This is a genomic window from Sphingobium sp. L-44, assembly GCF_056859495.1.
In genome coordinates, this window is the sequence record NZ_JBSXOQ010000052.1 from 46,738 (window position 1) to 60,001 (window position 13,264).

Annotated in this window: 13 protein-coding genes; 11 read left to right on the plus strand and 2 right to left on the minus strand. The window is 65.0% G+C overall.

Translation table 11 applies throughout. The annotated features are described in order from the left end of the window. Positions 1–452: 452 nt before the first annotated feature. Positions 453–1,337: a LysR family transcriptional regulator gene (locus AC13EK_RS04470; RefSeq protein WP_277788178.1), complete on the minus strand. Its 885-nt coding sequence runs from the start codon at positions 1,335–1,337 to the stop codon at positions 453–455. Positions 1,338–1,425: 88 nt separating this feature from the next. Between AC13EK_RS04470 and AC13EK_RS04475 the strand changes: the two genes are divergently transcribed. The 10 genes from AC13EK_RS04475 (at position 1,426) to AC13EK_RS04520 (ending at position 10,200) form a co-directional block, all read left to right on the plus strand. Then, entirely contained in the window at positions 1,426–2,136 is a 711-nt protein-coding gene (locus AC13EK_RS04475) for a CoA transferase subunit A (protein WP_037506493.1), read from the plus strand. Continuing rightward, on the plus strand, positions 2,136–3,029 hold the full coding sequence (locus AC13EK_RS04480; RefSeq protein WP_483022058.1) for an HAD family acid phosphatase: 894 nt from the start codon (positions 2,136–2,138) through the stop codon (positions 3,027–3,029). Before AC13EK_RS04475 ends, AC13EK_RS04480 begins: the two co-directional genes overlap by 1 nt. Continuing rightward, a complete protein-coding gene (locus tag AC13EK_RS04485; protein ID WP_139149932.1) occupies positions 3,026–3,343 on the plus strand; it encodes a DUF5076 domain-containing protein in 318 nt (105 codons plus the stop codon). Before AC13EK_RS04480 ends, AC13EK_RS04485 begins: the two co-directional genes overlap by 4 nt. Beyond that, a complete protein-coding gene (locus tag AC13EK_RS04490) occupies positions 3,343–3,978 on the plus strand; it encodes a CoA transferase subunit B (RefSeq protein ID WP_026108971.1) in 636 nt (211 codons plus the stop codon). Before AC13EK_RS04485 ends, AC13EK_RS04490 begins: the two co-directional genes overlap by 1 nt. 9 nt (positions 3,979–3,987) lie before the next feature. Further along, entirely contained in the window at positions 3,988–4,428 is a 441-nt protein-coding gene (locus tag AC13EK_RS04495; protein WP_069335949.1) for an HIT family protein, read from the plus strand. A gap of 1 nt (position 4,429) precedes the next feature. Beyond that, positions 4,430–5,725: a glycosyltransferase family 4 protein gene (locus tag AC13EK_RS04500; protein WP_069335948.1), complete on the plus strand. Its 1,296-nt coding sequence runs from the start codon at positions 4,430–4,432 to the stop codon at positions 5,723–5,725. 140 nt (positions 5,726–5,865) lie between these two features. Continuing rightward, positions 5,866–7,512, plus strand: a complete 1,647-nt coding sequence (locus AC13EK_RS04505) for a capsular polysaccharide export protein, LipB/KpsS family (RefSeq protein WP_069335947.1) — start codon at positions 5,866–5,868, stop codon at positions 7,510–7,512. Further along, the gene (locus AC13EK_RS04510; protein ID WP_069335946.1) at positions 7,505–8,791 is read left to right on the plus strand and encodes a capsule biosynthesis protein; all 1,287 of its coding nucleotides are present in this window, start codon (positions 7,505–7,507) and stop codon (positions 8,789–8,791) included. The genes AC13EK_RS04505 and AC13EK_RS04510 overlap by 8 nt, the downstream gene beginning before the upstream one ends. A 70-nt stretch (positions 8,792–8,861) precedes the next feature. Beyond that, positions 8,862–9,563, plus strand: a complete 702-nt coding sequence (modB, locus tag AC13EK_RS04515; RefSeq protein ID WP_069335945.1) for a molybdate ABC transporter permease subunit — start codon at positions 8,862–8,864, stop codon at positions 9,561–9,563. Beyond that, a complete protein-coding gene (locus AC13EK_RS04520) occupies positions 9,553–10,200 on the plus strand; it encodes an ATP-binding cassette domain-containing protein (RefSeq protein WP_069335944.1) in 648 nt (215 codons plus the stop codon). Before modB ends, AC13EK_RS04520 begins: the two co-directional genes overlap by 11 nt. A gap of 39 nt (positions 10,201–10,239) precedes the next feature. Here AC13EK_RS04520 and modA read toward each other — a convergent pair whose 3' ends face one another. Next, positions 10,240–11,025, minus strand: coding sequence for a molybdate ABC transporter substrate-binding protein (modA, locus tag AC13EK_RS04525; protein WP_069335943.1), 786 nt, complete (start codon positions 11,023–11,025; stop codon positions 10,240–10,242). Between the two features lie 143 nt (positions 11,026–11,168). Between modA and AC13EK_RS04530 the strand changes: the two genes are divergently transcribed. Beyond that, complete coding sequence (locus AC13EK_RS04530; protein WP_069335942.1) at positions 11,169–12,806, plus strand: molybdopterin oxidoreductase family protein; 1,638 nt, start codon at positions 11,169–11,171, stop codon at positions 12,804–12,806. Positions 12,807–13,264: the final 458 nt, after the last annotated feature.

Sequence of the window (13,264 nt, forward strand, 5' to 3'; positions counted from 1 at the left end):
TCGCGGCGCGGGATTCGACGCGACAGTCGAAGTTCACAGTGTCGTGGGGGTGATTCCGGGCCAATGCGCCGGGAACGCGCCCGCGACGCGACAGCGAAGCGACAGTCGCGCGACAATCGGGTCACGATCGCGCGCGTCCGACGCGACAGTGACGCGACACGAAGGCGACAGTGAAGCGACGCCTGGACGGCACATGACCGGTTGCTTGGGGGCGGATGTCCCATCCCTCAAGTTAATCAGAAGAGGCGCGTGTAGGACAGCGCGGTTGAGGGGGGGAGCTGTCGCTAACAGCATCGTCACCCTGAACTTGTTTCAGGGTCCATTTGTCCCAGCAGGCCAATAGGCAATTGGGCTGGATGGATGCTGAAACAAGTTCAGCATGACGTTGTGAGGGAGGGTCGGAAGCCCATTATTTTACCGATCAGGTTGACCGTGATCCTATCCCTCGTTCTTCATTCCTCGCCCCGCAACTCCAGCCGGCTGGCGCGGTCGAAGATGGTGAGCACCAGCGGGTCGGCTTCGGCGGCGCGGACGGCGACGTGGAAATCGACCGGGGGCATGAGCGGGGCGCCGGGCACCGGGACCAGTCGGCCTTCGGCCAGTTGCTGGCGCGCCATTGGCCGGGGAAAGATGCCGATGCCGCCGCCTTCCAGCACGATGTCGATCATGGTGCGGACATTGTTGCAGAGGTTGAGCGGGCAGTCGGCCAGGTCCGACGCGGCGATCGCGTCCTTCATGATGCGGTAGAGCGGCGACAGGTTGGTGAGCGACCAGATCGGTGGGCGGATGTCTGCCATGGTCGTGACGGTCGCGGGGCTGGCGAGCCAGAGCAGGTCGACGCTGCCGATCGGCGCGGTGCGCAGCATCGGATGGGCGATGCGGCCGGCGGCGAAGGCGAGGTCGGCATGGCCCGAGGCGAGCTGCTGGATGAGGTCGGCGGTAAGCGCGATGTCGACCTCCAGGCTGACATGGGGCAGGTCGCGGCCAAGCTGGGCGACGAAGCCGGGCAGGCAGCTGGCGGCGGCAATTTCGCCCGCGCCGATGCGGATGATGCCGGTCGCGCCGGATATGTCGCTGCACCCCATCAGCACGCCCTGGAAACGCGCCCATAGCGGTTCGCTCTCGCGCACCAGCTCGCGCCCGGCGGGCGTGAGGGCCATCGTCCGCCCCTCGCGCCGGAAGAGCGCGGTGCCCAGATGGCTTTCCAGTTCGCGCACCCGCGCGGAAATGGCCGGCTGGGTGGTGTTGAGGCGCGCCGCCGCCGCCGCGAAAGTGCCCAGCCGCGCTATCCAGAGCAGAGTTTCGAGATGGTAGAAGGCGATGCGATTGATAGACATTGTTTGGGTTTAACCGAAAAAACAAATCATTGGTATTGATCGGTTTGCCTGCCTAGTCTGCGCCGAAATTTCAAAAGGATGGATGCCGATGGCCAAGAAGCTCTACCCCGATGCCGCCGCCGCGCTGGAGGGGCTGCTGTTCGACGGCATGCATCTGTGCGCGGGCGGCTTTGGCCTGTGCGGCATCCCCGAACGGCTGATCGACGCGATCCGCGATTCGGGGGTCAAGGACCTGACCATCGCCAGCAACAATGCGGGCATCGACGGCGAGGGGCTGGGCAAGCTGCTGCGCACGCGCCAGGTCAAGAAGATGATCTCCTCCTATGTCGGCGAGAACAAGGAGTTCGAGCGGCAATATCTGGCCGGTGAGCTGGAGGTGGAATTCTGCCCCCAGGGGACGCTGGCCGAGCGCTGCCGCGCGGGCGGGGCGGGCATTCCCGGCTTCTATACCAAGACCGGCGTCGGCACCGCGGTGGCCGAGGGCAAGGAAGTGAAGAGTTTCGACGGCCAGGACTATATATTGGAGCGCGGCATCTTTGCCGATGTCGCGATCATCAAGGGCTGGAAGGCCGACGAGAGCGGCAACCTGATCTTCCGCAAGACCGCGCGCAATTTCAACGCGCCGATGGCGACGGCGGCGAAGATCTGTATCGCCGAGGTGGAGGAAGTGGTGCCCGTGGGCAGCCTCGACCCCGATGCGATCCATCTGCCCGGCATCTACGTCAAGCGGATGATCGTTGGCGCCCCCTATGACAAGAAGATCGAGTTCCGCACCGTGCGGCAGAGGGACGCGGCCTGATGGCGACGATGATGCGGCTTGCGCCGGCGCTGTTGCTGGCGCCGCTGGCAGCCTGTGCGACCACCACCGCGACGACTAGAGCGACTGGCCCGGCGCCGGTGACGCCGACCGGACCGGCGGTGCCGCCGGCGGGCATGCAATATCTCTATGGATCGGGCGAGGCGGCGGCGCTGTCGCGCCAGGCCTGGACCGCTTTGGTCGCTCATGCCGCTGCCGTCGTGAAGGCACGGCCGGCCGATTCTGTCGTGCTGGCCGAAGGCGCGAGCCTGGACGCGCCCAAATATGTGCCGTGCGGCAACCGGCCCTTCGCCGCCGTGTTCGACGTCGACGAGACGGTGATGCTGAACACCGGCTTCGAATATCATGATGCGAAGACCGGCAAGGGCTATGATGCCGCCGACTGGGACGCGTGGGAAAAGACCGGCGAAGGCGCGGTCGGCCCGGTGCCGGGCGCTGACAGCGGCCTCGACGCGCTGCGGGCAATGGGCGTGACCGTGATCTTCAACACCAACCGCTCGGCCGCCAATGCGGACGCGACCGCGCGCGCGATCAAGGCGGCGGGGCTGGGCGAGGCTGTGCATGGCCAGACGCTGTATCTGGCCGGCGATGATGCGATGGGATCGCGCAAGGACGGCCGGCGCTGGACGATTTCGCGCAGCTATTGCGTGATCGCGCTGGGCGGCGACCAGCTTGGCGATTTCACCGACCTGTTCAATGCGGGGCAGTCGGTGCCGGCGCGCCGCGCCGCGACGCAAGGCCCGGCAATCGCGAAACTTTGGGGCGCGGGCTGGTTCGTCCTGCCCAACCCCGTTTATGGCAGCGGCCTCAAGGGCGGCTTCGACGATGTTTTTCCTGCCGACAAGAGGTGGGCGCCGGGAGGCGCGAAGCCATGATCGGCTTTCGGGCGGCAGAGCATCCGGGCGCGCTGTCGCTAAAGGGTAATTTGGCGCCGGAAAAGGACGCGTTCGAACTGGCCCGCTTTTGGATAAGTCCTGAAGAGGGGCGGTCGCGCGTGTTAATCGGCTTCCCTGACAAGTGGCGGCCGGAGTTGCTGGGTTCGCTGTTGGTGGAAAGCGTGCATACGGCTGCCAAGGCTTACGCCCAGACAGCGCAAATGTCCGAGGAAGAGGCCTTGCGCCGTATCTGGCAGGGGCTTGATGAGGAACGCGCGAGGCTGAACGCCGAGCCTGCGAAGGAGAGTGAGTGATGGCCTGGACCCGTGACGAGATGGCCGCGCGTGCGGCGAAGGAGCTGGAGGACGGCTTCTATGTGAATCTGGGCATCGGCATCCCGACGCTGGTGGCGAACCATATTCCCGATGGCGTGGAAGTGACGCTGCAGTCGGAAAATGGCATGCTGGGCATCGGCCCCTTTCCCTATGAGGGGGATGAGGATGCGGACCTGATCAACGCCGGCAAGCAGACGATCAGCGAGCTGCCGCAATCGGCCTATTTCAGTTCGTCCGACAGTTTCGCGATGATCCGCGGCGGGCATATCGACCTCACCGTCCTTGGCGCGATGGAAGTGGCCGAGAATGGCGACATCGCCAACTGGATGATCCCCGGCAAGATGATCAAGGGCATGGGCGGCGCGATGGACCTGGTCGCGGGCGTCAAGAAGATCATCGTGGTGATGGAGCATACATCCAAGAATGGCGATCCCAAGTTCATCCCGGCCTGCACCCTGCCGCTGACCGGCAAGAATGTGGTCGACATGATCGTCACGGACCTGTGCGTGTTCCAGCGTCCCGACCATGACAGCCCGTTCAAGCTTGTCGAGCTGGCACCGGGCGTGACCGCCGAGGAAGTCGCTGCTAAGACGACCGCCCATTATCTCAGCTAAGGGCGTTTCATGAGCCTCGAAGGCACCTATGACGAAGCCAATATCTTTGCCCTGATCCTGCAGGGCAAGATCCCGTCGACCAAGCTGTACGAGGACGAGAACACCTTCGCCTTCCTCGACATCATGCCGCAGACGCGGGGCCATGCGCTGGTCATTTCCAAATGGTCCAAGGCGCGCAACCTGCTGGAGATGGAGGATGAGGCGCTGGGTGAGGTGATGGCGACCACCAAGAAGGTCGCCACCGCCATCCGCAAGGCGCTGGACCCCGACGGCATCCAGATCGCCCAGTTCAACGGCGCGCCGGCGGGCCAGACGATCTTTCACCTGCACGTCCATATCCTGCCGCGCTGGGAAGGCGACCCCAAGGGCTTCGCCGCCCATGGCGCCGGCGCGCAGGCGGACAAGGATGCGCTGGCGGCGCTGGCCGAAGAGATTCGCGCGCAGTTCTGACGTGGCACTCAAACCCTTCAAGGCGCCGGGCGCGCGGCTGGCGCTGCGGTCCAAGCCCGCCAACAGCTATCTGACCGGCGATCGGGGTGGAGCCGAGGTGATCCTCGACATCTCGCGGCTGCTCTCGCGTGCCTTTCACCCGACGCCGACCGGCATCGACCGGGTCGAATATGTCTATGCCCGCGAATTGCTGGAGCGGATGCCGGACCGGCTGGCCTTCGCCGCCGTTCACCCCGCCGGCGGCTATTATGGCCGCCTGAACCATGCCGCGGTGCGCCAGTTCCTGGCCTTCACCGCCGCGAAATGGCGCAATGTGGATTCGCCAGACGAGCGCAAGGAGCGGGCGGCGGTGATCCGCCACATGTTCGCGACACGCCCGCGCCCGGTGCCCAAGGCCAAGGGGCCGCGCATCTATCTGCAGGCATCGCCCCATCATCTGGACGATGCGGCGCAGGTAGGGGCGATTTTGCGGGCGGAAGGCGCGAAGTTCGTCACGCTGGTGCATGACGTCATTCCGCTGAGCCATCCCGAGTTCGCCCGGCCGCAAGGGGCAGACGAGCATCGTCGCCGGCTGCGCAGCATCGATCTTTATGCAACCGGCATCATCGGCAATAGCCAGGCGACGCTGGACGCGCTGGAACCGCATCTGTCGAACGGTCTGACGGATCGCAGGACATGCGTCGCCCATTTCGGCGCCGATCCGCCCGACGTCTTTGGCGGGTCGGACACGGCGATCCCGCAGCGGCCCTATTTCGTCTATCTGTCGACCATCGAGCCGCGGAAGAATCATCTGCTGCTGCTCAATATCTGGCGGCGGATGGTGGACGAACTGGGTGATGCGGCGCCGATGCTGGTGCTGATCGGCCGGCGCGGCTGGGAAAATGAGAATGTCATCGACATGCTGGAGCGCGGCGAGGCGCTGCGCGGCCATGTGATCGAGGCGGGCGAGCTGCCCGACAACCAGATGCAGGATCTGGTCGCGGGCGCGCGGGCGATGCTGATGCCATCCTTTGCCGAAGGATTCGGCATGCCGGTGGTCGAGGCGCTATGTGCCGGCGTCCCGGTGATCTGCAGCGACATTTCGGCCCATCGTGAAGTCGGCGGGGACGCGCCCGATTATATCGATCCGCTCGATGGCATGGGCTGGATGCGGATGATCCACGCCTATGCCGCAGCGGATTCGCCACAGCGGGCGGCGCAACTTGCACGGATCGGCGGATGGCATGCGCCGACCTGGCGTGACTATTTCGACATAGTGGCGGAACTGATGGAAGAAGTGACAGCTTCTGTTCCTTGACCTCCCATCGGTGGACGGACATGGAGAGGGGCGACGGGGATGAAGGCCATGGCGCCTTGCGGTTGTTCAGGGGATCAGGCGGCAGTGTGTCGAGGTGAAGAGCGTGCGTGGCAGGGCCGGCGCAAAGGGGCGCCCGTAGCGTGACCCCGCCGCCGTTCCTGCGATCGCCTCCCTTTCCCGGAGCTCCGGCTTGTGTCGCCGCGATCAGCCTGCCGATGCCGCCGGGCAGCAGTATGATCCCGGATGATGTGCTCGACGCCATCGCAGAGGCGCGGGTCGGTGGCGATTTCTGGGGCGCACAGGCGCCGCAGGTGCGGATCGTGGTGCGCGCGGGCGTGGCCGTTGGCGCGGAGGCCTGTCGCGGCCTGCTGCCATCGCAGATCGCTATCCTGCCGCCCGCACAGGCGGGGGCGGCGGCCGGCATGGGTGCTTCGCCCAAGGGCGAGGTCTTGCCCGCGGGCTGCGACCCCTGGAGCCTGATCGCCGGCGCGCAATCGGTGCATGCCCCCATGGACGATGAACTGGCGATCATCGCCGGGTTGCTGGGTGTGGCGGTTTTCAGGGCCGACGGCCTGCCGGTCCCCGCGGCGCGCCTGCGGGAGGCGGCGCGCGCGCGCCTGTCTGCGGCCCATTATCGCGACTGTTTTTCCGGCAAGCGGGTGGAGGCGGCTGACATTTTGCCGCTTCTGGCCGACTGGCGCCGGCATATCGATGGCAATCGGCATATCGCCGCTGCCAGTGGCATGGCCTTCTGGAAGCGCGAGGCGATCCGCAATTTCCTGTGGGATGGCCAGGCGTCGCCGCCCTTTCTTCCGCCAGGGCGCGGATTGGCCCGCGCGCGCAGGACCGGCGGCGCATTGGCGATATGGCCTTCGCGCGTGCCGCCCATGACCATTGTCGACGCGGCCGACATGCATGTTCCGATCGTGCGTGTGGAGGACGGTTTCCTGCGGTCGCGCGGCCTGGGGGCTGCGCTGCACCCGCCCGGATCGGTGGTGATCGATCGAACGGGCCTCTATTATAATGCGCGTGTCGCCAGCGATCTGGAGACGCTGCTGGCGACCCATCCGTTCCCCGCTGCCCTGGTCGATCGCGCGCGGCGGTTGCGGACCAGGGTCTGTGCAGCCGGCGTGACCAAATATGGCCCCGAGACGGGCCGCATGATCGACCTGCCAGCCGGCCGACGCACGGTGCTGGCGGTGGGGCAGGTCGATGATGACCTGTCGGTGCAGCTGGGCGGTGCCGGCGTGGATGGCAATCTGGATTTCCTGGCCCGCGTGCGCCGGGCCGAGCCGGATGCCTGGATCATCTATCGTCCGCATCCCGATGTGCAGGCCGGCCATCGCAAGGGGCATCTGAGCGATGCCGCGGTGCTGGCGCATGCCGATGTGATCGACACCGGCGCGCCGTTGATGGAACTGGTCCAGACGGTGGACGAGGTGCACGTCCTCTCGTCGCTCACCGGGTTCGAGGCGCTGATGCGCGGATGTCGGGTGACCGTGCATGGCATGCCCTTCTACGCGGGCTGGGGCCTGACCCGCGATCTGGCAAAGCCATTGGCGCGAAGGGGGCGTCAACTGGACGTGGATCAGCTTGTGGCCGGCGCCCTCATTCTCTATCCTCGCTATCTTGATCCGGTAACAGGCTTGCCATGTGGTCCCGAACTGATGGTGGATCGCATGGCCAGTGGATCGACGCCGCCGATGACCTGGCTGATTCGGTTGCGGGTACTGCAGGGGAAGCTACGAAGATTTATGACCTTGTCCGCTGAGTTCCTTCATGGCTGAACCCACGTCCAAAACATTCTTGTTCCTGCAGGGGCCACACGGTCCCTATTTCTCGATGCTTGCGGATGCGTTGCGCAAGCGCGGGCATTCTGCTCTGCGGATCAATATTAATGGTGGCGACAAGGTCGATTGGCTAGGAGAGGCCACCGATTATCGTGGAACATTTCGTAACTGGCCGCTCTTCTTTGACGATTTTATCGTCAATCATGGCGTTACGGACCTGATTCTCTATGGTGATTGCCGTCCCTACCATACCTCGGCACATGGCATGGCACGGCTGCGCAACCTGCATGTTCATGTCGTTGAGGAAGGGTATATTCGCCCCGATTTCCTGACCTTGCAAGATGATGGCGTGAATGGCAATTCGACTCTGCCGCTGGACCCGCAATGGTACCTGGACCTAGTCCGGGGCCTGCCGGACTATATCGATAATCTGCCGCCCGTGCCCTCGACCTTCAATGCCCGTGCGCGCAACACGATGCGCAATGGCCTGGCCGCTGCATTCATGCGGCCCTATTTCCCATTCTACCGAACCCACCGGCCGCATAGTTTCCTGATGGAATCGGTCGCCTGGTGTCGCAAGCTGGTCATGCGTCGCGGTGACGGGCGCCGGTCTTTCAAGGCGTGGGATACGGTCAAGGATAAGCCCTATTTCGCGCTCCCGTTGCAACTCAACTCCGACTATCAGATTCGCGTTCATTCGCCCTTCGGCAACATGCGCGCTGCGCTGCGTTTCGCTATCAAGAGCTTTGCGCAGCATGCGCCTGATCATGTCTCTCTTGTGGTGAAACGCCATCCGCTGGACCCCGGTCTTGTCGCCTGGGACCGACTGACTCGCCGGCTGGCCGCTCATTATGGCGTAAAGGACCGTGTCGTCTATCTGGCCGATTGGGACATTGCCGAAGTGGTGGGCAAGTCGTTGGGCGTGGTGACGGTGAACAGCACTGTAGGCACGCTGGCGCTCAATGCCGGCAAGCCTGTCGTGGTTCTGGGGCACGCAGTCTACAAGGTGCCAGGAGTGGTGCATCAGTCGAGCCTTGATGATTTCTGGTCGGCGCCGCGCCAGCCGGACATGACGCTCTATTCAGCGTTTCGGCGAGTTCTGGTCGATCGCTGCCTCATTCGCGGAGGGCTTCTGAGCGAGGAAGGGCTGCAGATGCTCGTCAGCAACGCGGTTGATCGGCTGTTGCAGGCGCCTGCGCAGATTATCCGGCCAGACCGAGGCCGCGCACCACGATGGACAATGCAAAAGGGCACGGCGTTACGTGGAGTACGCTAAAGGACAATTTTGGTGACCATCGCCATTGATCGGCGAATGCGCAATCTTGCCGAAGTGAATCGGTGACTACATGCTATTGTCATCGATCAGTGCTGAAGAATGGGCGATCATCGGGCTTTCGCTCCGGGTCAGTCTGACAGCGGTCTTCGCGATGCTGCCGATAGCTTTTGCCTTGGCATGGTTGCTCGCGCGCTATCGTTTTCCTGGCAAATTGATGCTTGATGCACTGGTGCATTTGCCGTTGGTGGTGCCACCGGTGGTCACCGGCTGGCTACTGCTGCTTCTGTTTGGTCGGCAGGGTGTTTTTGGTTATTGCCTGGAAAGCTGGTTTGGCATCAGTCTGTTGTTTCGCTGGACGGGCGCAACGCTCGCGGCAGCAATCATGGCGATGCCGCTGATGGTGCGCGCTATCCGGCTGTCGGTTGAGACAATCGATCGACGATTGGAGGCTGTCGCCCAGACGCTCGGAGCCGGCCGTGTCCGGGTCTTCTGCACTATCTCGTTGCCACTCGCGGCTCCGGGCATATTGGCTGGCATGATCCTGGGTTTTGCTCGATCGATCGGGGAATTTGGCGCCACCATTACCTTTGTGTCCGATATACCAGGGGAGACCCGAACACTGCCGATCGCCATCTATTCCGCACTGCAACTGCCGGACAGCGAAAATGCGGTATTGCGGCTGGCACTGATTTCGATTGCGCTGTCGCTCGGCGCGTTGATGGCATCCGAATGGCTCGCGAGACGCATGGGCAGGGGCGACCATGTCCTTTGACATCCATGTCCGTTGCCGACTGGGGGCCAATCATCTGGCCATAGACATTGCCAGTTCCAGTGCGATCGTCGGCCTATTTGGTCCATCTGGGGCAGGCAAGAGCAGCCTGCTCAACATGGTGGCCGGTCTATTACGTCCCGATGAAGGTCGTGTCGCGATTGCCGGGGGCACGTTGTTTGACAGCGCCGTCGGCGTAGACCTGCCCATCGCGCAGAGGCATTGCGGCTATATTTTTCAGGATCTGCGCCTCTTTCCGCACATGAGCGTGCGCCGGAACCTTATTTATGGCCGAAGGCATAGTGGGGGCGGCGCGCTTGATATGCCAGCTATCGTCGACATGTTAGGCATCGGCGATCTGCTTGAGCGCCGGCCACATTCTCTCTCCGGGGGGGAGGCGCAGCGTGTGGCGATTGGGCGTGCCTTGCTAGCCAATCCTCATTTTTTGTTGATGGATGAGCCATTGACGGGCTTGGACCAGGGCCTGAAGGACCAGATACTGGAGCTTATACGCAAGTTGCACGCGGCCACATCGATCCCGATTCTTTATGTCAGTCACGATCGTGCAGAATTGGAGGCGCTGGGAGCCGACCTTGTCTCGATCCGTCCGTTGAAAACCGGAGATGGGGCGGGGCTTTGAGATGATGGTGTGCGCGATCCGTAGAAAAACAATCGGCGATCAGGGCGCGCTGAAGCCGTAACGGCCAAGGATCGCCCGGCCCTGCGCCGACAACAGGAAACGGCGGAAGCCTTCCGCGTCGCGGTGGCGGCTGGCGGTCAGTCGCGCCACCGGATAGCGGATCGGCGGATGGCTGTTCGCCGGGAAAGTGCCGACCGTCTGCACCGATTTGGAGGCGCGGGCGTCGGTCGCATAGACGATGCCGAGCGGGGTGGCACCGCGCTCGACCAGGGCGAGGGCAGCGCGCACGCTGTCGCCGCGCGCGACCTTGTCCGCGACCGAGGGCCAGACGTTGAGCGCGGTGAGCGCCGCCTTGCCATATTTGCCCGCCGGCACGGCGTCGGGATCGGCCATGGCGAGGCGGCCGCCGTTCAGCGCTGCGGCCAGCGGCATATTGCGGCCGATGCGCAGTCGCACCGGCTTGCCAGCCGGGGCGACCAGCACCAGCCGGTTGCCGGCCATGTCGGCGCGGCTGCCGCGCGCGACGAAGCCGGCCTTCTGGATATCGTCCATCCAATCCTCGTCGGCGGAGGCGAACAGGTCGGCGGGCGCGCCGGCCTTGATCTGCCGGGCCAGCGCCGAGGAGGCGGCGAAGGACAGGACCGGGCGGGCATGGCCCTGCCGCGCCCAGGCATCGGCGGCGGCATTCATCGATTCCTGCAGGCTGGCGGCGGCAAGCACGAGTGGCCCGCGCTTGTCCTGCGCGGCGGCCCAGGATGGCGACAGCAAAAGGGACAGGAGCGCGAACGCGCGCAGCAGGAGCGGAATCGGAGAGAAGAAGCGCATGGCCGCCTTGTGCGCCCGGCGCCGCGGCCATGCAATTGTCGGCACATGCTTTTGTCGCCGCGTCCGATCCGCTAAGCAGACGCCGGTGACGCCGATCCTTCCTCCCTTTGTCCGTTCCGGCCGGACCCGCGCAGCCCTTTGACATGGCAGTGATACGCACGCTTTGCGGCCGGTGCGGCGTCGGCTGTGGCCTGCGCGCCATCACCGGCGATGATCGCGACCTGATGGTCGAGGGCGACCGGATGCATCCGGCCAATGCCGGGCGGCTGTGCGGGCGCGGGCTGGAGATCGCGGAAGAGGTCGGGCTGGACGGGCGATTGCTCCAGCCGATGATAGACGGTCGGCCGCAACGCTGGGAGAAAGCGATCGCACAGGTCGCGCGGCGGCTGTCGGCGGTGATCGCCCAGCATGGCCCGGACAGCGTGGCGCTGCATGTCGGCGGCGGCCTGCTGACCGAGGATTATTATGTCGCCAACAAGCTGATGAAGGGCTTCATCGGTTCGGCCCATGTCGATGCGGGCTGGGCCGCCAATGATGGCGCGGCGCTGGCGCAGCGCGCGGCCTATGGCGAGGATGTGATGCCCGCCGCCTATGAGGATATCGAGCGGGCCGAACTGATCCTGATGGTCGGCGCGGATCTGGCGCAGGATCATCCGGTGCTGAACGCGCGGATCGCGGCGGCGCGGGCCGAGCAGGGCGTCGAACTGCTGTTGCTGGCGGCGCCGGGCGAGGGGACGAGCATCGAGGCCGACCTGCGCATCGAAATGCCGCGCGACGGCATGGCGTCCTGGATAGCCGGACTGCTGCGCCATTGTCATGATGTCGGCGCGACCGATGGCGACTATCTGGCGCGCAGTGTCAGCGTGCCCGACGATTTCTGGGCGCAACTGCGGACCCGTCATGATTTGTGGTCGGTGGCGCGCAGTTGCGGTCTGTCGCCGGTGGACCTGCGCGCGCTCTATGACCGGATCGCCGTCGTGCAGCGGATCGTGACGCTGTTTGGCGGCGCGGACGAGGGGCTGGCGCGGGCGGTGATCGATTTCCATCTGGCGACGGGGCGGATCGGCAGGCCGGGGGCGGCGCCCTTTGCCATGACGGCCGCGGCAAATGGCATGGGCGGGCGCGAGGTCGGCTGCAATGCGAGCGGCCTCGCGGCGCATCGCGGCTTCACGGCGGAGGCGATGGCCGAAATAACCCGTTTCTGGTCGGCCGAGGCGATGGCGACCGGGCCGGGACTGGACGGCGCGGATCTGGCCGAAGCGGTGCGGGACGGGCGCATCCGCGCGCTGTGGAGCATAAGCGGCGACGGCATCGATCCGGCCTGGCTGCGCGCAGCGCTGGACACGGTGCCGCTGGCGATCCGCTCCACCCCCTGGGCCGATGCCGAACGGGATGGGCGTGGCATCGCGCTGCCATCGGCCAGTTGGGTCGAGAAGGACGGCACGCTGACCGGGGCGGACCGGCTGATCAGCCGCCAGCGCCGGCTGTTCCCGCTGCCCGGTGAAGCGAAGCCCGACTGGTGGATCGTCACCCAGGTCGCGCGCGCCATGGGCTGGCAGGCGGCCTTCCATTATGAATGGGCGGCGGAAATCTATCGCGAGCATGTGCGCCTGACCGCCTATGGCAATGACGGCGCGCGGCTGCTCAATCTGCGCCGCCATGCCCCGATTTCCAACCCTGCCTATGACGAGTTGACCCCCTGGCGCTGGGGCGAACTGCCGTTCGACGAGGGATGCTTCCCGACGCCGGACGGTAAGGCCCGCCTGCTGCCCCTGTCCTAGGGACAATCGACATTCAGCCCTGACGGCCTGCAAATGGCGGTTCTCCGCGCTTCCGCTGCTCACGTACTTTGAGTACCCTGGCCTCCGGGTCACGGAAAAGCACCATTTTCGTGACGTCATCATCTGAATGCCGACCGCCCCTAGAGGATTGCCCAAGTCCCGCCCACATTCGTCATCCCAGCGGAAGCTGGGATCTCTCTTTTCTTGGGCGGCAACAAGGGAGTGGGATGCCAGCCTTCACTGGCATGGCGGGCGAGGAGCGACTCGCGCCTCCCCCTCCTTCCCCCGCAAAGAACAACGGCCCGCCCTCCCCCGCAAGGGGTGGCGGTCCGGGGAGGGGGATTGCCCGCGTCCAGTCGGGCAATCCGGGGAGGAATTTCAGGACTTGCCCGACCGGCGCGAAGGCCGGTCAGAACTTGCCCGGTCGGCCGAAGACCGATCAGAACTTGTAGGTCAGG